Source organism: Paenibacillus dauci (assembly GCF_000971985.1).
Taxonomy (GTDB): domain Bacteria; phylum Bacillota; class Bacilli; order Paenibacillales; family Paenibacillaceae; genus Saccharibacillus; species Saccharibacillus dauci.
This window is the reverse complement of record NZ_LAQQ01000002.1, coordinates 152,927-174,466: the sequence shown is the minus strand read 5'-3', so window position 1 is coordinate 174,466 and position 21,540 is coordinate 152,927. Positions and strand designations below refer to the sequence as shown.

Annotated in this window: 19 protein-coding genes and 1 pseudogene; 11 read left to right on the top strand and 9 right to left on the bottom strand. The window is 48.8% G+C overall.

Features of this window, described 5'->3' with window-relative positions; all coding sequences use genetic code 11:
* Positions 1–14 precede the first annotated feature (14 nt).
* The 3 genes from WH46_RS15085 to WH46_RS15075 all read right to left on the bottom strand — a co-directional run bounded on the left by WH46_RS15085 (position 15) and on the right by WH46_RS15075 (position 3,914).
* Entirely contained in the window at positions 15–2,288 is a 2,274-nt protein-coding gene (locus tag WH46_RS15085) for a carbohydrate-binding domain-containing protein (protein ID WP_052714250.1), read from the bottom strand.
* Positions 2,289–2,419: 131 nt separating this feature from the next.
* Positions 2,420–3,112, bottom strand: a complete 693-nt coding sequence (locus WH46_RS15080; protein ID WP_046227374.1) for a DUF4956 domain-containing protein — start codon at positions 3,110–3,112, stop codon at positions 2,420–2,422.
* Entirely contained in the window at positions 3,105–3,914 is an 810-nt protein-coding gene (locus WH46_RS15075; protein ID WP_017813336.1) for a polyphosphate polymerase domain-containing protein, read from the bottom strand. The genes WH46_RS15080 and WH46_RS15075 overlap by 8 nt, the downstream gene beginning before the upstream one ends.
* Positions 3,915–4,653: 739 nt before the next feature.
* Between WH46_RS15075 and WH46_RS15070 the strand changes: the two genes are divergently transcribed.
* The 4 genes from WH46_RS15070 (at position 4,654) to WH46_RS15055 (ending at position 9,335) form a co-directional block, all read left to right on the top strand.
* Entirely contained in the window at positions 4,654–5,331 is a 678-nt protein-coding gene (locus WH46_RS15070) for a response regulator transcription factor (protein WP_046227373.1), read from the top strand.
* Positions 5,331–6,605, top strand: coding sequence for a sensor histidine kinase (locus WH46_RS15065; protein ID WP_046227372.1), 1,275 nt, complete (start codon positions 5,331–5,333; stop codon positions 6,603–6,605). Before WH46_RS15070 ends, WH46_RS15065 begins: the two co-directional genes overlap by 1 nt.
* Positions 6,606–6,854: 249 nt before the next feature.
* Entirely contained in the window at positions 6,855–8,084 is a 1,230-nt protein-coding gene (locus WH46_RS15060) for an MFS transporter (RefSeq protein ID WP_046227371.1), read from the top strand.
* A gap of 351 nt (positions 8,085–8,435) precedes the next feature.
* Complete coding sequence (locus WH46_RS15055; RefSeq protein WP_046227737.1) at positions 8,436–9,335, top strand: diacylglycerol/lipid kinase family protein; 900 nt, start codon at positions 8,436–8,438, stop codon at positions 9,333–9,335.
* 104 nt (positions 9,336–9,439) lie between these two features.
* Here WH46_RS15055 and WH46_RS15050 read toward each other — a convergent pair whose 3' ends face one another.
* The 3 genes from WH46_RS15050 to WH46_RS15040 form a co-directional block, all read right to left on the bottom strand.
* Positions 9,440–10,186: a class I SAM-dependent methyltransferase gene (locus WH46_RS15050; RefSeq protein ID WP_046227736.1), complete on the bottom strand. Its 747-nt coding sequence runs from the start codon at positions 10,184–10,186 to the stop codon at positions 9,440–9,442.
* A 406-nt stretch (positions 10,187–10,592) separates the two neighbouring features.
* The gene (locus WH46_RS24435) at positions 10,593–11,189 is read right to left on the bottom strand and encodes a hypothetical protein (protein ID WP_046227370.1); all 597 of its coding nucleotides are present in this window, start codon (positions 11,187–11,189) and stop codon (positions 10,593–10,595) included.
* Positions 11,190–11,397: 208 nt separating this feature from the next.
* On the bottom strand, positions 11,398–11,949 hold the full coding sequence (locus WH46_RS15040; RefSeq protein WP_017813329.1) for a C40 family peptidase: 552 nt from the start codon (positions 11,947–11,949) through the stop codon (positions 11,398–11,400).
* 97 nt (positions 11,950–12,046) lie between these two features.
* Between WH46_RS15040 and WH46_RS15035 the strand changes: the two genes are divergently transcribed.
* From WH46_RS15035 to WH46_RS15020, 4 genes are all read left to right on the top strand, one after another.
* The gene (locus tag WH46_RS15035) at positions 12,047–12,961 is read left to right on the top strand and encodes a phosphatidate cytidylyltransferase (RefSeq protein WP_046227369.1); all 915 of its coding nucleotides are present in this window, start codon (positions 12,047–12,049) and stop codon (positions 12,959–12,961) included.
* Positions 12,962–13,171: 210 nt separating this feature from the next.
* Positions 13,172–13,588 carry a LysM peptidoglycan-binding domain-containing protein gene (locus WH46_RS15030; protein ID WP_046227368.1) on the top strand — a complete coding sequence of 139 codons (417 nt, stop codon included), beginning with the start codon at positions 13,172–13,174 and terminating at the stop codon, positions 13,586–13,588.
* Between the two features lie 329 nt (positions 13,589–13,917).
* Positions 13,918–14,547 (top strand): LysE family translocator, encoded by a 630-nt coding sequence (locus WH46_RS15025; RefSeq protein ID WP_046227367.1) that lies wholly within the window; start codon positions 13,918–13,920, stop codon positions 14,545–14,547.
* A gap of 34 nt (positions 14,548–14,581) precedes the next feature.
* The gene (locus WH46_RS15020) at positions 14,582–15,619 is read left to right on the top strand and encodes a CdaR family transcriptional regulator (RefSeq protein WP_046227366.1); all 1,038 of its coding nucleotides are present in this window, start codon (positions 14,582–14,584) and stop codon (positions 15,617–15,619) included.
* A 214-nt stretch (positions 15,620–15,833) separates the two neighbouring features.
* Here WH46_RS15020 and WH46_RS15015 read toward each other — a convergent pair whose 3' ends face one another.
* Complete coding sequence (locus tag WH46_RS15015; protein WP_046227365.1) at positions 15,834–16,976, bottom strand: glycerate kinase family protein; 1,143 nt, start codon at positions 16,974–16,976, stop codon at positions 15,834–15,836.
* A gap of 27 nt (positions 16,977–17,003) precedes the next feature.
* On the bottom strand, positions 17,004–18,299 hold the full coding sequence (locus WH46_RS15010) for a GntP family permease (protein WP_017813323.1): 1,296 nt from the start codon (positions 18,297–18,299) through the stop codon (positions 17,004–17,006).
* A 344-nt stretch (positions 18,300–18,643) separates the two neighbouring features.
* Here WH46_RS15010 and WH46_RS24555 point away from each other — a divergent pair.
* Both WH46_RS24555 and WH46_RS15005 read left to right on the top strand, forming a co-directional pair.
* Positions 18,644–18,964 (top strand): annotated as a pseudogene (locus tag WH46_RS24555) (alpha/beta hydrolase); the annotation flags it as partial.
* Positions 18,965–19,002: 38 nt separating this feature from the next.
* Positions 19,003–19,539, top strand: a complete 537-nt coding sequence (locus WH46_RS15005; RefSeq protein WP_269430624.1) for an alpha/beta hydrolase fold domain-containing protein — start codon at positions 19,003–19,005, stop codon at positions 19,537–19,539.
* 183 nt (positions 19,540–19,722) lie between these two features.
* Here the strand turns inward: WH46_RS15005 and WH46_RS15000 are convergent, their stop codons facing one another.
* Entirely contained in the window at positions 19,723–20,079 is a 357-nt protein-coding gene (locus WH46_RS15000; protein WP_046227364.1) for a hypothetical protein, read from the bottom strand.
* Positions 20,080–20,307: 228 nt separating this feature from the next.
* Between WH46_RS15000 and WH46_RS14995 the strand changes: the two genes are divergently transcribed.
* Positions 20,308–21,408, top strand: coding sequence for a sugar ABC transporter substrate-binding protein (locus WH46_RS14995; protein ID WP_017813320.1), 1,101 nt, complete (start codon positions 20,308–20,310; stop codon positions 21,406–21,408).
* The last annotated feature ends 132 nt before the right edge of the window (positions 21,409–21,540 follow it).

Genomic DNA, 21,540 nt, shown 5'->3' with positions numbered 1-21,540 from the left:
TCCGTGCTTTTTGCTTAATTGGTTGTTGTAGTTGTTGTGTCCTGGGCAGCATCGCGCTGTGGTCTGCCACCTCCTCCGCCAAAACCGCCAGCGTTCGGGTTACTGGTGGATACGCCGGATTCGGACAGCCAGGTGACACTGCTGGAGATATCAAAGTCTACGACTTTGGTGCCTCCGCTGTACGTACCGTCACTGTATAATCCGTCAGCTGCTGTACCGGTAGACGTACCGCCAGTGTACAGGGTATAGCTGCTGCCTTTAGCCAGATCCGGAGAGCTGACAACAACGTACTGGTAATCTTTGTCAGGTGTGAAGGTCAGAATGTTATTGCCATTGCTGTCCTGTAGATGCACCAGTGTACCGGCTTTTTGAACTGCCGAATAGCTCATGGCTACCGAATACTGGGTGGATGCATCCGATGGAGTCTGCGCCATACCGGAGCTGCCAGATGCAACCAGATAACCGCCGGTCATTTCAAATGTACCATCATAATCGAGTGTACCATTTCCATTATCGGTTGGACCATTCACAATCACGGTACCGCCGGACATGGTGATCGAACCATTGGCATCCAGACCATCACCGCCTGCTTCGACATACAATGTACCGTCGCTAATATTCAGCAGTGCATTGCCTGCGGACTCCGGACCTCCACCACCAAAGCCAGTTGGTTTATCCGCTGGCGGTGCTGTCTCTGTAGTGGTCGTAGTATCTGCTGCTTGGGTTGCTGCTGTAGTTGTCGTCTCGCCTTCGGAAGCATTGACACCATCATCGCTGGCTATCACATGGGTATCGCCGCCCGCTACGTTGATTACAGCAGCTTCCAGCCCCTCGTAGCTCTGGGTAATATTAATTTTGCCGCCAGTGATATTCAGATGGGTCTCGCCGTGAATGCCATCGTCGCCGGTCGCCAGATTCAGTGTACCGCCGGTGATGGTTACACTGGCACCACTGTGTACACTGTCGTCTTTGGCATTGATATTAAATGTACCCCCATTGATTACGAGATCTCCGCCGGATTTTAATGCTTTGGCGCTCTCGGATGTTGCTTCTGTAGTCGTATCTGTTGCCTTCGCTGCTGTAGTTGAAGCAGCAGTTGCTGCTTTTACAGGTGTCGCTGCAGTCGCATTACCTGTTGTGCTGGAGGATGTAGCTACTGTAGATGCAGATGTTTTGCTGGTAGATACAGCGGACGTTGTGCTGTTAGTACTGGTTGGAGCACTTCCCTGCTGACCATTCATCTGTGGAGGCGTACCGCCACCGCCACCAAAACCGCCTGGAGGCATGGACTCGGTATGTGCTTCTGCATTGGCACTGCCGCCACCGGTCGTAATATTGTAGCTTCCGCCGTCGGTGACTAGCTTGGTCTCTGCCTGAATCCCGTCATTTTCAGCCTTGATCGTAAAGGTACCCTCGGTAATCGCCACGAATCCTTTTTCGGTATCTTCATCATTGGTAGCTTTGATACCATCTCCACCCGCAATTACTGTAAAGGTACCCTGTTCGATCGCAACCATATCCTTGCCGACAATTCCATCATCCTTGGCTTGTATATTAAATGTACCGGAGATAATCTTCAGATCGTCCTTGCTGGTAATGCCATCCTTGTAGTTGGCGTTCACATTCAGTGTGCCGGTACCGTTGATCGTCAGGTCTGCTTTGCTGAACAGGGCAGCGCTCGGTTCATCGGTCGTGCTGTCCGCGAATACATAATTGGCTCCATCGGTGATCGTATTCTCCGTACCTTTCTCCAGGGTCATAATCACGTTGTCCGCTTCCTGGATATGGATCGGCGCGCTATCGTTGTTCGTAATATTTACACCGTTCAGGACGATATGGACGTCGCCATCCCCCGTGCTATTCACTACGATCTGTCCATCAGTCAGCTTGCCGCTGATGACGTATGTGCCTGCTGCCGAGATCGTTACCGTACTGCCGGAAGCTTTGGCTCCCGAACCGGTAATGGATGCACTGCTGCCGCTCAGCTTGATCTGGGTCGAGCTATCTGTGCTCCAATCCACGCTGCGGTCAGCATCTTTGTACGTCACCAGATCGGCGCTGGTCAATTTGACCGGTGTCGTCACGGCCGACGTCGAGATCGTTGTAGTAGCTGCTGCAGAGGTACTGGTCGCCACCGTGCCGGCGGATGTACTGCATGCTGCCAGCAGGGAAGCCGACAGCAGCAGCGCGCTTAGAGTCGTTGTTGCTTTTTTAACAAGGTTTTTGGAGGCTGGTTTGCTAAATAGACTGGACGTGGGGTGGGTTTGTTTTTGGTTTACTTTTCTCATAATGGATATTTCCCTTCCATAATTGACTGTATTGGTGAATTAATACTCGTTAGCTGGAGTTGGACTCATTGTCAGTGACAGATCCAGATTGCCGTTTCGGCATTCAGTCCTACATTTTCTTTCTCGCATACTTAATACTCGTTAGCTGGAGTGGGGCTCATCGTCAATGACAGATCCAGATTGCCGTTTCGGCATCGGATTTCGTCCAAAAATTCTTTTTGGTTGGTTTCCTGCTTCATGGTAACGAGGTAGATCAATTCATACAGGCTGCCCAGCTCGGTTGTTCTGATTTTTTTCAGTTCATGCTGTACGTTGAACTTGTGGAATACTTCGTTAAAGGCTTCTTCGTAGCCCAGATTTTCGGGGATGGTGACTTTCAGGGTGCGCTGCATCGTTTTGCGTGTACCAAAGTTAAAGCGGTTCAGCAGGAACATCAGCAGACAGAGAATCAGGGTGAACAGGACGGCATAACCAAAGTATCCGGTACCGACAGCCAGACCGGCTGCCATGGTGAACAGAACGTAGGCGATGTCTTTCGGATCGCCGGGTGCACTGCGGAATCGAATAATCGAGAACGCGCCGGCAAGACTGAATGCGCGGGCGATATTGCTGCCGATCAGCAGAATAATGATAGACACAATCACTGGCAGCAGTACCATCGTCAGGGTGAAACTCTGGGAAAAGCCGTTCTGGTTCGTTTTCATATAAGTCAGGCTGATAATACCACCCAGAATAATGGATACCAGTATGGTCAACAGCGCGCCGCTCAGGGTAAGTTCGGTTGTACTCGCGCTTACTGTACTGTTAAATAACATCTCAAGCATAGCGGATAGTCTCCTTCTCGTTCGGAATCTGGATAATGGCTGCAGCAGGAATCTCAATCGCCGGCAACTGCGGCTGAATCGTAGGAACAGCCTGATTTTTCAACATTTTCTTGTACTCATTGCCGTATTTGGAAAAGCTCGTCCGATACAGTCCATGCTTGGACAGCAGCCTGGACAGCCATAGCGGTACAGTGTTCTCCGCCTTGACCTCCATCAGCCACTGATCCGGCTCTAGCAGCTGTTCGCCGTAATCGCCTTGCTCCAGCTTCAGATCGTAGCGGCGGCAGCGGATATTGGTATCAAAGGTGATTCGCAGATCGCGGCTTTCCTTGCTGAATAATGCTTTACGGTCGTAGGACAGATACAGCTTTGGAGCAAGATCATACAGGCGGAGAAAGTAGGTGATTTCATTCAGTACCTGCTTGTTCATGTACTCCTGATATTCCGGCGCCTGACCGGTGCGTACGAATTCGTAGGCTTCATCCAGCTTGAGGGCAGTGCGGCGTTTGTTGACGAGACCGGTAAATTTCTTCTTGATCTCCATGTAGACTTTGGCATTGGCCTCTGGTACGCCATATGCCCGAAGGCGCAGTTTTTCTTTGTATTTGGGCTTCGCCAGACTTGCCCGGATCAGCGAATCATGCGGCGTGTCGTAGTAGATGTTGCTGATCGAGTAAAAGTCATGCTGCTTGTTGTAGGCATCCAGCTCCATGTATTCCAGTAGATCACTGTAGAATGCATTGAACTTGGCAGTGTTCATCAGATACTTGCTCTCGTAGCGGTTAAAAACCTCAATAGCCATGGGGATCATTCCTTTTTCTTAAGGTACGTATGGCGTGTGCTGCCATGCGGGTAAGCTGTATAGTGTGGGACGTTTTGTCGTTGGTTGGTGTGACGTCTCTTGCTTATATTTGTATATTAGAAGGTCAACCTTTAGTGAATCTTAAATGTTTTACATGGCGTTAACATTTTTACATTTTTCTCAAATTGGGCTTGTACTTCAATTTGGTCGCCTGCTCAGGTGGGTTGATTTGCTGGTTGTTTGTCTGATGTAATGGGAGGATTTAGTAATAGGGATAGGCCTCCGCTGGCAGACCGCTGCAAAATGGGATTCTGCCACGGCCTCCGGTTGAGAATGGAGATTCTATTTAGACAGCGGTATTGAAAATAATGAATAAGATTCGACAAAAGTAACCCTTTTGCCGTGACATGAATAATGTCGAAGCAAAAGGGTTACTAGGGTAGCACAATTTAATAGTGACAACTTCTCAGCATACTTCTTTGATCACTATATAGATATGTAGGGTAAGCGAACTGATTATATTTCACAGCTTAAATACCGATTGTAAACATAGTATATAGTTCAAGTACGTTTCTTATTCTTCTTAAATAATATATTCAATCTATAATCAGTTAAGGTTAGTTAAAGGTATCTACTTTACAATACAAAGATGAACACGATATGACTACAAAAGAGCGACATTCATTCCTGATCATACAGTACATCGAACGCTAATTTAATATAAAGGATGACAACAATCATGCGAATACTAATTGTAGAGGACGAACTTCATCTGGCCGAAGCGCTGACGCAGATTCTCAAAAAACACAACTACTCCGTAGATGCGGTGCATGACGGGCGCACCGGGCTTGACTATGCGCAAAGCGGGATCTACGATCTGCTGCTGTTGGATATTATGATGCCGGAGATGGATGGCATAACGGTATTGAAGACACTACGCAGCCAGGGGGATGCGACGCCGGTCATTCTACTCACCGCAAAGGGAGAGATCTCGGACAAAGTAACCGGGCTCGACTATGGCGCAGACGATTATATCGCCAAACCTTTTTCGTCCGAGGAACTGATGGCGCGCATCCGGGCAGCTCTGCGGCGTAAAGGGGAAGTGGTACCGGAAGACGGACTCAAATACGGCGATCTGGAGCTGAACACCTCCACGCTCAAGCTGACCGTCGGTGGCAAGGAAATGAAGCTCAATCTCAAGGAAAGCGAGCTTCTGGAGCTGCTCATGATCCGCAAGCAGGGCGTTACGTCCAAAGAGCAGATTATCGAGAAACTGTGGGGATTCGATTCGGATGTGGAGCATAATAATGTAGAAGTCTACATTTCCTTTCTGCGGAAAAAGCTGAACTTCCTGAACGCTACGGTACGCATTACTACGATTCGCAATGTAGGCTATGTGCTGGAGGGAACCATCTGATGTTCAAGCAGCTGCGCAATCGCTTTTTGATTCTGAATCTGGCGACGATCTCGATTCTGATGCTGGTCGCTTTTGCCTCTATTTATATTATTACCTACCGGGATGTCCAAAATGATGTCCGTATGGATCTCATGCGAATCTCGGACTCGTATTTAAGACCTTTTGATGCTGGCGGTCAGCAGCCCCCGCGTAGTGGACAGGCGACGACAGGCAGCAGTGGCAGCCTGGCTGGTAGTCCGAATCAGAATACACCGCCGGAACGGGCGGTTGCCTTTATGATCGAGACGGACAGCAGCGGCAAGCAGGTAAACAGCAAATCACAGGTCGAGATTGACGGCAGTGTCTCTTCCAGTGCCTTGCAGGAAGCTATCGCCATAAATACCGATCAAGGTCAGTTTTCGCTGGATGGAAGCGACTGGGCCTTTGTCCGGCAGCCGCTGAACAGCGGGCATCTGTATACGTTTATGGATGTAACGGCACAGCAAGGCATTCTGACCAATCTGATCTATACGTTTACCGCAGTTGGCGTAGTAATGCTGATCTTGCTCTTTTTCACCAGTCGATACTTTGCCAACCGCTCGATCCGGCCGGTACAGGACGCTTTTGACAAGCAAAAGCAGTTTATCGCCGATGCTTCCCATGAGCTGAAGACACCACTCGCCGTGATTAACACCAATGCCGATGTACTGCTCGCGAATCCCGACGAGACGATTCGCAGCCAGTCCAAGTGGCTGCATTATATCAAAGGCGAGACCGAGCGTATGTCCCGTCTGACCGGCGATCTGCTCTACCTGACCGAAATGGAGGATGCACGTCCCACGATGATGCACAGTACGTTTGATCTGAGCGAGACGGCGGAGAACCTGATCCTGACGATGGAGGCTGTCATTTTCGAAAAGGAGTTATCGCTGGAGTATGATATTACACCCGGACTGATGATCGAGGGCAGTAGCCAGCAGATGCAGCAGGTTATTATGATTCTGCTGGATAATGCGATCAAGTATTGCAATCCCCGCGGCAGCATTACCCTGGCTCTGCATCGGCATAATCAACAGACTGTACTCTCGGTCAGCAATACCGGCGAAGGCATCGCTCCCCAGCATCTGGACCGGATTTTCGACCGCTTTTACCGGACGGATGCTTCGCGCGCACGCTCTCAGGGCGGACACGGACTGGGTCTGGCGATTGCCAAGTCGATTGTAGAGCAGCATGGCGGACGGATCGAGGCGAAAAGTACAGTAGGCGAATCCACAACCTTTTCGATATATTTGTAACCGCTACGAATCGCCGTATGACGGTCTGCCTGTATGAATCTATTGAACATACAAGAAGTCTCTTGCTTAACAAGAGGCTTCTTTGTTGTATGCCTCAGCCAACTCCATGATGGGTTTTCGCATTTGTTTTAGGTCGTTGTCTATTTTCTCCGCTTGACTATCCGGTTACGGTATACCTTATTTTAAAATAGAGAAACATACTATCAAGGAGAATCGACTACATTCATTCTCGGAATCCAAGGGGACACTATGACTTCTTTATTAAAAAACAAAGTATTTGTTATTGTAGCCGGAGCAGATTTACTTCAGCAAATGGGGATCTGGATCCGTAACATGGCGTTATTATTCTATATCATGGAGCAGAGCGGCAATAGCCCTGTTGCCGTTTCCTTGCTAACCATGTTCGAATATCTACCTATTTTTATCTTCTCGCTGATTGGCGGTACGTTTGCTGATCGCTGGGAACCACGCAAGACGGTTATTATAGGGGATACATTGAGCGCCCTTTCCATCCTGCTCGTGATTATACTGGTTCACGCCGGTATCTGGCAGGCTGTATTTGTCGCCACTGTCATTTCCGCCATCGTCAGCCAATTCTCCCAGCCTTCCTCTTCTGTACTGTTCCGGCAGCATGTTCCTGAAGAGCAAATAGGCACAGCGATAGGTATTACACAAAGTATGATGGCTGTATTTACAATTTTCGGTCCGATTCTGGGGACTTTTGTGTATTCCCAGTTTGGTCTGTATTCATCGCTTATAATCCTAATGATCATTTTTATAACTGCTGCAGTCATTCAGGTGTTTTTGCCAAAGAAAATAAGGGAAGCACGTCTAGAGAAAACTTCAGCCTGGGCAGACCTGAAAGACGGACTACATTATGTATGGAGACGCCCCAATCTGCGTGTGATTGCTTCGCTATTTCTAATTAGCGGCATCTCTATGGGTTTGACCCAGCCACTGGATGCTTTTGTAGCCATGAACCGGCTGGGTCTGCCCAAAGAAAGTATACAGTGGTTTGCTGCTTCCGAAGGAGTAGGTATGCTGATAGGCGGACTGCTCGCTGCATCCATTACGGTATGGGTAGGACGCAATCGACGTAATGTCATGACGATTCTGATGCTGATATGGTCTGTTCTGACCGTTGTTGAAGTATGGTCGGTCTGGCCTCTGCTGACAGCTGGAACGCGTGTTTTATCCGGATTATCTGCTGCTTTCTTTGAAGTTATTTTCAGTGCAATCATGATCAAAGAAGTACGTAAAGAATATATTGGCCGAACCAGCGGAGTCATTATGCCGATCCTGATGGCAGGCATGCTGCTGGGTACAACCGCATCGGGCTTTATTGTAAATCATTCTTCACTGTTCGTTGTATTTGGACTGTCTGCTCTGCTTACTCTGTTCTGCTGTGTTCTGACGCTCCAAATGAAGCAGCCAGAGACAGAAAATGCTCTACCTTCAGCCCATACAGCGCATAAATAAATATAAATCTCCAAATAGATGAAATACGTGAACGGTAAGGAGCCTCTTTTGCAAAGAGGCTCTTTTTTTGTTGCGTACTTGCTGCTTCTACTCTGCAAGATGGTTATCTACGGCATCTGACAGAGCCATCCTCTGGATGCACTACTGATTCTCACCTATTTTTTCGCTTTCTAATTCTCTGTTATCTGAATTTTTGTGATACTCAGGGAATATTCTTCCACTTCCTGCATGGAAAATTACAGCAATCCCGGTTATTTGGGGTAAATAGTAGATGATTCACCCTTCTGCTCCATGTACTCCGCTGCCCTGCAGCGTAACCATACTACTGATTGATGAGAAAGGAACATGTCCGTGAAGCGAGCCATGATCATTATCAACCCTTCCTCCGGCAAAGAGCTGGCGCTGGAATACTTGCAAAAAGTCGAACAGCTGCTGCGCGATGAAGTCGGATATGACGTTGTAATTAACGAAACTGCCAAGGAACTGGACGCGACCAATTTCTGTATTTCCGCCTGTGAAGACTTTTTCGATCTGGTGGTATCGATCGGGGGCGACGGTACTCTGCATGAGACGATCAATGGATTGCTCGATCAGAAGCACCGTCCGCTGCTCGGTGTTGTACCGCTGGGAACGGTCAATGACTTTGCCCGCGCACTGCAGATTCCGCTTGATCCGGATGAGGCGATTCGCACACTGACCTCTTTGCAGGTCAAAGATGTCGATATGGGACGGCTCAACGAACAGCTATTTGCGAATGTAGTCGCTGCAGGCTCCCTGGCCGAATCCCTCTCTTCGGTCTCTTCCGAGGATAAATCCAAGCTTGGCGCATTTGCCTATTTCCGCGAAGGACTGCGCGAGCTGGTGAGCAATTCGGCAGCACCACTGCATATTGAATACGACGGTGAAGTCTGGGAAGGTGAATCTCCACTGTTCATCGCTACACTGACCAACTCGGTCGGCGGATTTGAGAAGATTGCTCCGGAGGCTGAAGTCGATGACGGCCTGCTGCATGGGTTCATTTTCAAAGATCTGAACCTGTTCAACACGCTGGCAGTCGGCGCCTCCCTGCTGTTCGGTCATCTCAAAGATCACCAGGATGTTATTTATTTTACAGCGCATCATATTAAAGTCACCTCTAACCAGCCGGTTCGTACCAATGTGGACGGCGAAGAAGGTCCGGCGCTGCCTATCGATATGCATATTCTGCCCGGTCATATCAAGGTTCTCGTACCGGAAGCGCAGGTTGTCTGATTCACATCTGATAGGCCTGTCCAACATACCGGATGCTTCCGTGGATGCGTAAAATCATATCAAAAAAGGATACCGACGCTATGCCGGTATCCTTTTTGCTGTATTTATCGATGTGCGACGATTTTAAAGCGTTTGGAATTGGTTCTAATCCCCCGCTTGGTCCGATGTTCCTGTACAAATCGCTCCAGAATCGCAAAATCCTCCGCCTGTTCGCCAAAATCACGAATAATCGGTGCATGCTTGAGCAGGAAAATCAGATCTTCTACCGTTCTATAATATTCTACGGCATCGTATTCTTCACAGTGAATATGCTGAAAACCCTCGGCATGAAGCTCTTCTTGGTACCGGTTTAAAAGTGTACCATCCGGCTGCCGCTCCTGTTCTCTGCCAAAAGCTTCTACCAGATTCCATTTGTCCCCTTCACTGACCTGCTGGGTAAGAAAGATTCCACCCGGTGCCAGTACCCGCGCCGTCTCGCTGGTAGAGAATGGAGCATGACGGCAGGATATGATATTGAAAAACCCATCCGGAAATTGCATCTCTCTGGCATCCATCTGCAAGATTCGTACATTACGTTTGTCCGATGCAGCCAGGTTGGCAGCCGCTCGCTGCATCATTCCGGCAGACTGCTCAATGCCGACCAGCAGCAGAGCTTCATCTGCCAGCTCCAACAGTGCCTCTCCACCGCCGGTTCCGATATCCAGCAGCAGAGCATGGGGCGTACACTGCTCGGTAACCTCTTGGTACAAATCCCAGGCGATTCCTTCCGACTCATACTTCATCCGGCTGAAATCCCAGCCGTTATCCGGTCCTACCCGGTCATAAAATGCTCTATATTCAAATTCCTTCATCATCTGATCTCATTCCTTCTCTATTATAATGGACCTACGGTGTGTATCCGATTCGTGGATGCCGGTGGATTGTCTGAAGACAGACTGCTCCCTGTATAGCTGGTACGCGTTTTGATCCAGCCCGGCGTCTACTTACTTCGAATCATACGGATTAGCACCTGTTCACCCCATTATCTTGAGAATTAATTCCAGTATACCCTTATTGGCAGCTTATTCCAAATTCACCTTTATTCCAATTTTAATGACAATCCATCTTCAAATTGGCACCATCGTTGTCAGAACCAAAAATGCCAACCGCATAAGATCAGCGGTTGGCATTTTGGGAATAGCGATCCATTCTGCTCACAGCAGGTGATAAGGGGATGGATGCCATTATTACATTTTCGATTCAAGACTGTATATTCAATTAACGATTAACGCGTCCATTTACGTCACGACGATCTTTACGACGCAATAGTCCGAGCAGACCCAGCAGTCCGAATAATCCGATCCAGCCCCAATCATTGTCATCGTCATCTTCCATATCCATGGTAGTCGTACCCGTAGTAGTATCTGTTGTTCCGGTTCCCGTGGTTCCGGTCGTTCCGGTAGTACCGTTCATATCCGTAGTACCTGTTCCGTTCGTGCCTGTTGTTCCCGTCGTATCGGTTGTACCCATCGTACCTGTAGTGTCGGTAGTACCTCCGGTTGTACCTGCAGGGTCAGTCGTTCCCGTACCAGTCGTTCCGGTGGCATCGGTGGTTCCAGTTCCCGTGGTTCCGGTCGTATCGGTCGTTCCACCTGTTGTTCCTGTATCCGTACCCATGGTTCCGGTACTGTCTGTTCCTGTTGTTCCAGTTGTACCCGTTGTTCCGCCAGCATCTGTACTAGTTCCTGTAGTTCCGGTTGTTCCAGCAGCTCCGGTCGTCCCTGTCGTTCCACCTGTGGTAGCAAAGGTAGGGGTTACTGCTGTCGCAGATATTACCAGTGAAGCGAGAAATACCAGTTGAAGTTTTTTGTACATGTTGTTGTCTCTCCTCTTTAATGGTGTAATGTTCCTGCTAGGCTAGTATTAACCTTTGACAGCATGTTCAAACGGTTTCACACTTATTATTTTGAAATTATTGGATATTTAAAAAGGCTACATAAAAAGGCTGACTCTCTATCTCGAGGAGCCAGCCTTTACTGATTATGTGCATATTTTATTCTTTGATTTCCACTAACAATGCAGCTTACCTACTTTCTACTTCCGGACGGTACTCACTCAATTTGCCCTCATATACCAGCTGCAGCCGTTCACTTTGCCGCATATCGTCCGGTGTGACCAGCGCCGGCAGTTTGTTCCACAACCGAATGCCTGACCGCTGCAGAATCTCTGCAACAAATTGGGAACAGAAATAGGAGTTGCTGAATTCAACCGGTTCCTTGATCGCGACGCCGATTACACCGAGCAGATTATACAGAAATTTCTGCTGACTGCGGACAAAAATCTGCAGCACCCGCTTCATTTTCTCCACTTCCCGGCTGGAGACCCGCAGCTCATAGATCACACAGGTAGTATTCGGATATTTGCTGTATGTGCCGGTCTGAATATCTTCTCTCACAAATCCGCCATTCAGTGGATTATTGGGCTGCTTGCGGCCAAAGCTGTACAGCTCGGACAGTCCGCGATCAAACGAGATTGAAGCGTGATTATAGGGTGCCTTGGTATAGGTCTGAATGACACGGGTAAACAGCGTCCCGGTATTGGTCAGCAGGATAAAGACAGACTGCTCGTCGGTCATGGTCAAAATGTCCCCTTATCAAGTTGGAATTATTCCTTCATAATAACATATGATTCCTGTGTTGGGAGTCGAATTCAAGACAGGTTGGTGATCGGTTGTGAGCGGTTCGTTATTTACGTTAATTCTGGTTTTTGCGGCTTTATTTATTTTGCAAATCGTCTATCTGATCGTGATCAAGCTTCAGCCGGACCGGGATTACAAAGTGATCGGCACCCGGATCAAAACCTGGTGGGGCATGTTCTTTATCTTTTGTCTGGCAACACTGTTTAATCCGATCGTCTCGCTGCTATCGCTGATGGCACTGACCTTTTTTGCACTCAAGGAATACTTTTCCATGATTCGCACGCGCAAGGCTGATCGGCGGCTGTTTCTATGGGCCTACCTGGCGATCCCACTGCAATTTTACTGGATCTACATTGGCTGGTACGGGATGTTTATCGTCTTTATCCCCATCTATGTATTCCTGCTGCTGCCGCTGCCAAGGCTGATTAACAAAGGGACCGGTGGGTTCCTGCGCAGTGTTAGCTCAACCCAGTGGGGACTCATGCTGATGGTGTTCGGACTTAGCCATCTGGCCTACTTTCCATTCGCGACGCCGGCGTATGGCGGGGGGCTGGTACTGTTCCTCGTGCTGCTCACCCAGCTGAACGACGTGATTCACTACCTCGCCTCCATGTACATAGGGAAAAGGAAAATCGTGCCGACAGCCAATCCGCATATTACATGGGAAGGATTCATCTGTGCCTTTGTGGTAACGACAGCTGTCTCTTATCTGGCCCATCCGTATCTGACACCATTTGGTTCACAATTTGCCCTGATCATCGGTATGCTGGTTAGTCTGGCAGGGTTCTTTGGTAGTCTGACCATCTCCGTATTGAAGCGTGATTTGTTGATTGGCGACAGTGACCGTGCCGAAGCGCTCAAAGAAAGCTACCTCAGCCGGGTCGATAGTCTGACTTATACGGCTCCCGTATTCTTTCATGTGATCCGTTATGTATATGATTTTATGTGAATAGACTATCCAAGCATGAAATACATGCCCTTATCCTCGATAAGGGCTATTTCTGCTGTACAAAGTTATTTTTGAAAATATTCTGAAATAAATCAAAAAAAGTTTTTAAATAGACTTGTAATTATCTTAATTTAGTAATATTATAAGTATATAAGGTTATTAAACGTAACTAACTACAAAAAATAATTTAAATAAGAGGAGATTGTTATCATGAAAACCACTATTCAAAAAGTAATGTTGTCCACTGCTTTAGCCGCCAGCCTGGGAGCTGTAGCTGTTGTCGCACCAATCGGAGGCAGCCATGCATTTGCTGCATCCAGTACTCAATCCGCTCATGAGAAAAATAAAGACCGCGCAGAAGATCGCGCTAATAATGCTGCTTTCCTGGCTGCTCAGGCAGAACAATTTAACGCACTGTTCGGTACTCCGGAAGAAGTTACTACAACTCAACCGGAAAATAATGCTGCACCGTCTACAGATGCTACCAAACAGGATATTCTCGTAGTCGTTCCACAAGGTGCCAGCCTGACTGAAATCGCTGCTCAATACGGTGTGACTGTAGACGAACTGGTTGCTGCCAACAACCTGCTGCCTGCCGGCTACCAGCTGACTGTTCCACAAAAATAAGAACACGCTCCTGTCCTGTTCCACAAAATGAAAATACGCTCCTGCCCTGTTCCACAAAATGAAAATACGCTCCTGCCAGAGCCATTTCATATATAGCAGCTTTGCTGCATTAACGAAAGCAGTCTGATCAGACTGCTTTTTGTTATGTTATCCGTTTTGCCGATTCAGTCGCATCAAATCGCAGTTAATTCATTCTTCTCCAGCTTATTATCGCAAAAGGTTGGAGATGTGTGCATTTCTTGCTTCCGGTTGTCTGTATTTCTTTGCTAGAATACAGACATATTATGATTCCATAACGTATGACTATGGAATGCAGGGAGATGAAGCGAATGGATCTGTTATCGGTTTTATCCTTTCTCGGCACAGCGGTACTGCTGACACTGCTGCCGGGACCGGACAACATGTTTGTACTGGCCCAGAGTATCGCTCATGGGAGAAAGGCTGGGATTGCTACTACCCTCGGTCTTTGTACCGGACTGCTCGTACATATTACTGCAGCTACACTCGGCATATCGGCACTCATTTACCAATCGGCACTGGCTTTTAATATCGTCAAATATGCAGGTGCCGCCTATCTGCTGTATCTCGCCTGGAAATCGTTCCGTGCACGGGATGAAGAACTGCTGGTAGATAGTGGACAGCTGCCTGCTCTCCAATTTGGCACCTTATACCGCCGCGGCATTGTCATGAGTGCTCTAAATCCCAAAGTATCGTTATTTTTCCTCGCGCTGCTGCCGCCTTTTGTTAATCAGCAGGCAGGCTATGTGCCGCTGCAGATGCTGGTATTGGGTTTTGTTTTTATGATTCAGGCACTGATCCTGTTTACGATAGTGAGCGTATGTGCAGACCGCGTGCGCAAATGGCTGATCAAGAAGCCTCGCATTTCCCGCAAAATCAATATGATGCAGGGTGCCCTCTTTGCACTGATCGGACTGAAGGTCGCTTTTAGCAGCCGTTAATACAGATGGAATGTGCAGGCACAGGAGGAAGTACATGTACAGACTCTCAGAGAAACAAGCACAGGATATCGTCGACAAAATGATGCTCGATATTCCGTACAACATCAATATTATGAATGAACAGGGCGTTATTATCGGCAGCGGCAGCACTCATCGGATCGGTACGATTCATCCCGGTGCGGTCGAAGCACTTGCTACCGGTCAGCGTATAGAGGTCTGGCAAGACGGTCGCTTGGAGCAAAAAGGGACCAACGAGCCTATCGTGATCGATGGGCAGTATATCGGTGTGATTGGCATTACCGGAGAGCCCGATGAAGTGCGGCCATTCTGCAATCTGGTGCGGACGACCGTATCACTGCTGATCGAGCAGCGTAGCAGACTCGAGAGCCTCGCTCATGAAGCCAGCCGCAAAAAGGCTTTTCTGGATACGCTGCTGGAATATCGCGGCTCTTCCTATCCGCAAAAGCTGCGCCGGGAAGCTTCGGTGTACCAGCTGGATCTGCTGCTGCAGACGGCTGTGCTGTATATCCATGGACTGCAGCTGAATGAGCACACCGGCAGATTGCTGCTGCTGTTTCCTTCTTTTCGGATACATGAACAACAAGGCTCCTTTGTCGTTATGATACAGAACCAGGAGGAACTGCTGCCGATTATGCAGCGCTTTTTGCAGGATCAGCCGGAGGCTTTTATCGCAGCCGGACGACTGGACAGCAGTATTGCCAACAGCTATCTACAGGCTCGTGATACGATGCAGATCCTGCTCGCTTTGCGTCCGCCTTCGCGAACAGCCTGTTATGATGATGTTCAGTTTCTGGTAAGGTTCAGCCAGGCTCCACTGTCGCCGCTGTCCAATGCCGCTGCCAGGCTGGAAGATACCGCTGATCTGCTGGATACACTGCGGAGTTTTATTTTCCATAACGGCAGTATTCATGATACGGCTCTTGATCTGAATATTCATCGTAATACCCTGCAGTATCGGCTAAAGCGAATCCATACGCTTACCGGCAAAGACCCGCGCCATCTGCTGGAACTGATCGAGCTGACTCATGGACTACTGTCCATACACTTCTGATTCAGTACGTGGAACACGTATCAAAGGCATACAGATCGGCAATTAGCAGACGTTGTATATCATCTGCTTCCAGATCGGCAAATAAGACCTATATTCTCTCCTGCCTTGCGTGTGGAACGCTGGAGAAAATATAGGTCTTTTTGTAGTTAGTTCGATACTGAATGCAGCGTTGCCCTGGAATCTCTACAGGATGATCATCTCTATGGGCAGGCGACTAATCCTGCAAATGAAGCAATCGTGCTATATTCTCCATCGTACGCTCTACATTGTACGGTCCCTGTTCCAGCAGCTCTTCCAGGACTGCCGCTTTTGGTACAATACCAAAAATCGCATTAATCCCTTCATCGTACAATGTCTCGATTCCTTCGCCCATATAGCCGGTCACGGCGATAACCGGTTTGCCTGCTGCTTTGGCAGCAGCGGCGACGCCATGCGGGGTTTTGCCGAATTTGGTCTGAAAATCCATTCCGCCTTCTCCGGTAAATACAATATCCGCTTCGCTCAGCTTCTCCCGGAGTCCTGTATATTCAATCACGATCTCGATCCCCCGGCGCAGTGTAGTCCGTGTAAAAGTCAGCAGACCTGCACCCAGTCCGCCGGCTGCACCTGCACCGGGAATATGGCGTACTTCCCTGTCCAGCTGTGACGAGATGATATCTGCATAATGCTCCAGTGCAGTGTCCAGCTCCTGCACCATGTCCGGTGTAGCGCCTTTTTGCGGTCCAAATACGGCAGAGGCTCCCTGCTTGCCGCACAGCGGATTGGTTACATCGCAAGCGACGATCATCTCTACCTGCTGCAGCCGGGCATCCAGCTGTTCAGTATCTATTCGCGCCAGAAGACTCAACGCACCACCACCACGTGGCAGCTCCTGCCCCTGTTCATCGAGCAGCCGCGCACCAAGCGCCTGCGCCATGCCGGCTCCTCCATCATTGGTAGCACTGCCACCAATTCCGATAATCAGCTTGCGAATCCCCTGATCGAGACAGGCACGGATCAACTCGCCGGTACCATAGGTGGTAGTCAGCAGTGGATTGCGCTGTTCCCTGCTCACCAGCTGAATGCCACTTGCTGAAGCCATTTCGATCGCTGCTGTCGTTCCATCGCCAAGAATACCGTACTGCGCCAATACCGGCTGACCAAGCGGACCCGTCACTTCCAGCTGGCGCATCTGTCCGCCGGAAGCATCCACCAGCGATTGTACAGTGCCCTCACCGCCGTCTGCCATCGGTACATGAATATACTGTGCCGCCGGATAGACCCGGCGCAGCCCTTTTTCCATCGCCACGCAGACTTCCTTGGCTGTCATGCTTTCTTTGAATGAATCCGGTGCCAGTACAAATGTCTTCTCTCTCATCTCTCCACCCCGTTCGAAAATAGTAGATTACAGCAGGAATCCATACATAATCGTTGCCACAATAGTCATCGTACCGCCAACCATGACTTCGTACGGAACAACACCCATCCGCTGTTTGATGCTCATCTTCATGCTGTCTGCTGTCACATGGAAATAATTTCCCTGCGGCAGGGAATCAATCACAGTCGCTCCGGTATGTACCATAACGGCAGCAGCCAGTGGAGCCGTACCCATATTCAGAATCGCCTCGCCAAAGGAACCCGTCGCCAGAATAACACCGGTCGATGTAGAAGCGGTCGCCGCTGCCATCAGAATACCGGAGATCGGAGCAAGGAACGTACCCGAGATTCCGGATGCTTCGATCAGTGCTACTACCTGTACCGACAGATCGGATGCCGAGATCAGACCGGCAATACCACCGGCACCGATCAGAATCAGCACCGTCGCTGTCATTTTATTCAGTCCTGCTGTCGTGTATTTCACGATATTCTTCGCCTGCCCCATCGCCAGCATTCCGATAATACCGGCAATCGGCAGAATATACATCGCATCTACCTTAAAGGTCGAGAGGAAGCCGATTCCCGTAATGGAGCCGATCGGATTGATCATCAGCAGAATAACGGCAACCAGCGGAGCGACAATGGCTTTGCCAAGTGGTGGATAATGCGAAGTATCCGTATCGCCGTTATCCGCTTCCTGATCGGTTACCATCACGCCTTTATTTTTGAGCATGGAAGCGAGTAATACGGCTACTATCAGTCCGCATACCGCAGGAACGAATCCCGCCAGCATCACATGGCTCAGTTCCAGATTGAATCCCCGCGCCGCTGCGATTGTATTCGGATTGGGAGAAATGATATTGCCTGCCTTGCCACCGCCGGATAAAGCAACCAGCAGCGCCAGCTTGGACACACCCATCTTGTTACCGACCGACAGGGCGATAGGTGCCACGATCAACACAGCGACCGGGATAAATACGCCAACTGCTGTAATAATCATCGTCGCCAGCGCCAATGCCAGTATTGCTTTGCTGCCTCCGAATTTGCGGACAATCGACTGTGCAATCGTCTCGGCAGCTCCCGATTCCATCATGACTCCAGCCAGCACACCGGCTGCCAGTACCCGCAGCACCGTTCCCATTACACTTTGGGTACCGCTTACAAGAACATCTACAGTCTGTACCAGATTCGCTCCGCCCAGCAGCGCACCTACGATCGCACCGAGAAACAATGCGTAGACTGGATTTAATTTACGTAAAATCAAAACAATCGCCAGCGCCAGTCCTGCCAGCGCACCGATCCAGCTAATCACTAATCCATCCATACCGTGCATCCCCCTGCCAACTATTTGAACACGCTTTCATTATAGTGAGAGTAAGCGCTTAAAGATATTGATAGAAGGACGAAATTCATTGTGCAAATGAACAACCGGTATTACCCCTATTTGAATTGATATGTAAATCCGCTTACAATTATAAAGTACAGGTCAATCTATGATTGACCTGCAACCAACAAACGATACGAACATGAAGCGACGAATAGAATGAATTTGAATAGATGGAGGATGCCTTCAGGTTCGAATGTTTGACTATTTACAATACAGGACAATCCCAATGTTCCCTATGTAACAGTTACGAATGACATTTGACCCGAAATGGAGTGATACCGATGAAAGAACAACAATTGGAGATAATTCGCAAGATCCGTCAGCAGCAGTTTACACAGGTTGATGGAGGCACACTGACCCCACCGGGTACACCGGCAGCACAGCGCCATGAAATCCGGATTCCAACCTCCTATGGAGAAGCACGCACGCATGTCTATGTTCCACTGCATGCAGCAAAACCTGCGCCGGTATTTATCAATCTGCATGGAGGCGGCTTTGTACTCGGCACGCCGGAGATGGATGATCCGTGGTGCGCCTACGTTGCCGATCTGTCCGGCTGTATGGTGTTCAATGTGGAATATGTACTGGCACCGGAATATCCTTTCCCTGCTGCGGTCTATCAGTGCTATGAAGTCGCACAGTGGATCATGCAGCATGCGCCTCTGAATGGGACGGAGACGGCTCCAGACTCGCAATTGGTGGACACAGCGCCGGAGGCAATCTGTCAGCTGCCGTATGTCTGCTTAATCTGCAAAAAGGCAGCGAGCTGCCGATCGCCTATCAGATTCTCGACTATCCACCACTTGATCTGGATACCGATCCGGCAGACAAGCCTTCTTTTGAGGAAGCAATTCCGGTAGATATGGCTCGCATGTTCAATGCAATGTATTTTGACAATGCTACTGATGCTCGTAACCCACTGGCTTCGCCTGTACTCGCTTCCTCTTCGCAACTGACCGGACTGCCGCCTGCACTCATTATTACGGCGGGCCGCGATTCTCTTGCCGCAGAGGCAGCCCGGTATGCAGAGATGCTACGTGAGTCCGGCGTACCGGTCACTTATCGCGATTACCCCGGTGAAGCTCACGGCTTTACTCATAACGGTACACCAGCCCATGCCGAAGAAGCCTGGCAGCTTATGGCTGAACAATTGAAGCAGACATTTGCCCAAGCTTAACGCTTAACTATATCGATTAAATATAAGATCAGGATGCAGCTTCTTTCTTCACAGGAAAGGCAGCTGCATCCTTTTTGCTGTATATATACTTTTCGGATGATTGACACATTAGATGATCTTTACAATAGTAAGCACTCTATTCTCCAGGCAGCAATAATGCGAATGAACAAAAAAACCTACCCGTTATACGGGCAGGCGCTGCTGCAGAATCTCCATAATATGTGAAGTCTGTCCCTGATCGAACTCTTCCGGTGTCATAATATAAAATTTGTCTTTTGGTATATCGTTGAAATTAATAAATGTACTCACATACGGCGAGATCAGAATAAAGTCACTTCCCTGCTCCAACAGCTCATCCAGGAAAAGAAAGTCCTGGTCAATCTCCATGACATAATCCAGCTGATGTCTGCGAATCTCCTCGCTCAGATTCTCCTCCATTGTCCGGGAAAGAGACTTCTTGAAAAACCATCCTTTGTCGTACTGATAAATCTGTGGCCTAGGACCCATGACTACAGCTTTGACGATCGTTATTTTCTTCATATGTATCATCTCCTTATTTAATATATAAACAGGCAGAATCTACACAACTCAATCATACATTTATTCCATTAATATACATATATCCATCCCATTTCTTGCACATTTCAATTCCAAATTATTTATTTTAATAAAACCAATTGACATACTTGGTTTTAACTTCTATATTAAATTTTAATATTATCAAGCCGTTTAAAGCATTAAAGCATTCACGTACAGGGGGAAAAGAAAATGAGAAGACGTCTGAAGTCCATAAGTTTGCTCTCCATTCTGCTTGTATTCGCGGTGATACTGGGCGCATGCGGAAATAATTCGACAGGTAACAACGCATCCGGAAATGCTGATGCAGCCTCGGATCAGCCACTCGCCGGTAAAAATATCGCTCTGATTATGCGTCTGAACAATGGTACATTCTCTGCCCAGTACATAGACGGGGTCAAAAGTCAGGTCGCCAAATATGGTGGCAACGTGACCGTTATCTCTGCGGATAATGATCTCAGCAAAATGGCTTCCTCGCTCGATGCAGCCGTGAATCAGGGACAATTTGACGGTATCCTGATTGACCATGGTGATGCAGGAGCACTGACAGCAGGCGTGCAAAAGGCTGTCCAGGCCAACATCCCGGTCATTGCTTTTGACTCGGCACTGGATGGTATTCCGGGCGTCACCAGTCTTGCACAGAACGACCAGAAGATGGCCGAACTGACACTGGATCAACTCGCCAAGGACGCTGGCGGTAAAGGTAACATCGTCAAAATCTGGGTAGCCGGCTTCCCGCCGATGGAATCCCGTCAGATTTCCTACAAGACGTTCCAGGGCAAGTATCCGGATATCAAGGAAATTGCTGCTTTTGGTACAGCGGATAATGCACAGCTCGATGCACAGACCCAGATGGAAGCCATCCTCAAACAGTATCCCAACAAAGGCGATATTACTGCGGTATGGGCTTCATGGGATGAATTTGCCAAAGGCGCCTCCAACGCAATCAAACAGGCAGGTCGCAATGATATCAAAGTATACGGTATCGACCTCAGTGATGAAGACCTCAGCATGATTCAGGACCCATCCAGTCCATGGGTAGCCTCTGCAGCCGTTGATCCGACGACCATCGGCCGCGTACAGGTACGATATCTGTATCAGAAGTTTGGTGGCAACACATCCGATCAACGCGTCGAGCTGGAGCCGGTCTATGTACAGCGCGATGATCTGCCCAAAGACAAAAAAGTAACTACGGCTGACCTCGGCGAGTATGTCAAAGGCTGGGGAGACAGCGACCAGGGTAATACCGACGAACTCAAAGCACTGGAGAAAGCAATAGCTGCCGGCAAATAACCAGCGATCTGCCCTGCTAATCACTTCGTCTTGAACATGCATGTAACAGACGGAAACCCAGTATCCACCAGTGTGCCTCTGCATGCTGGTGGATACTGTTTTACCATCTTGTCCATTTGGATCACAGGACTG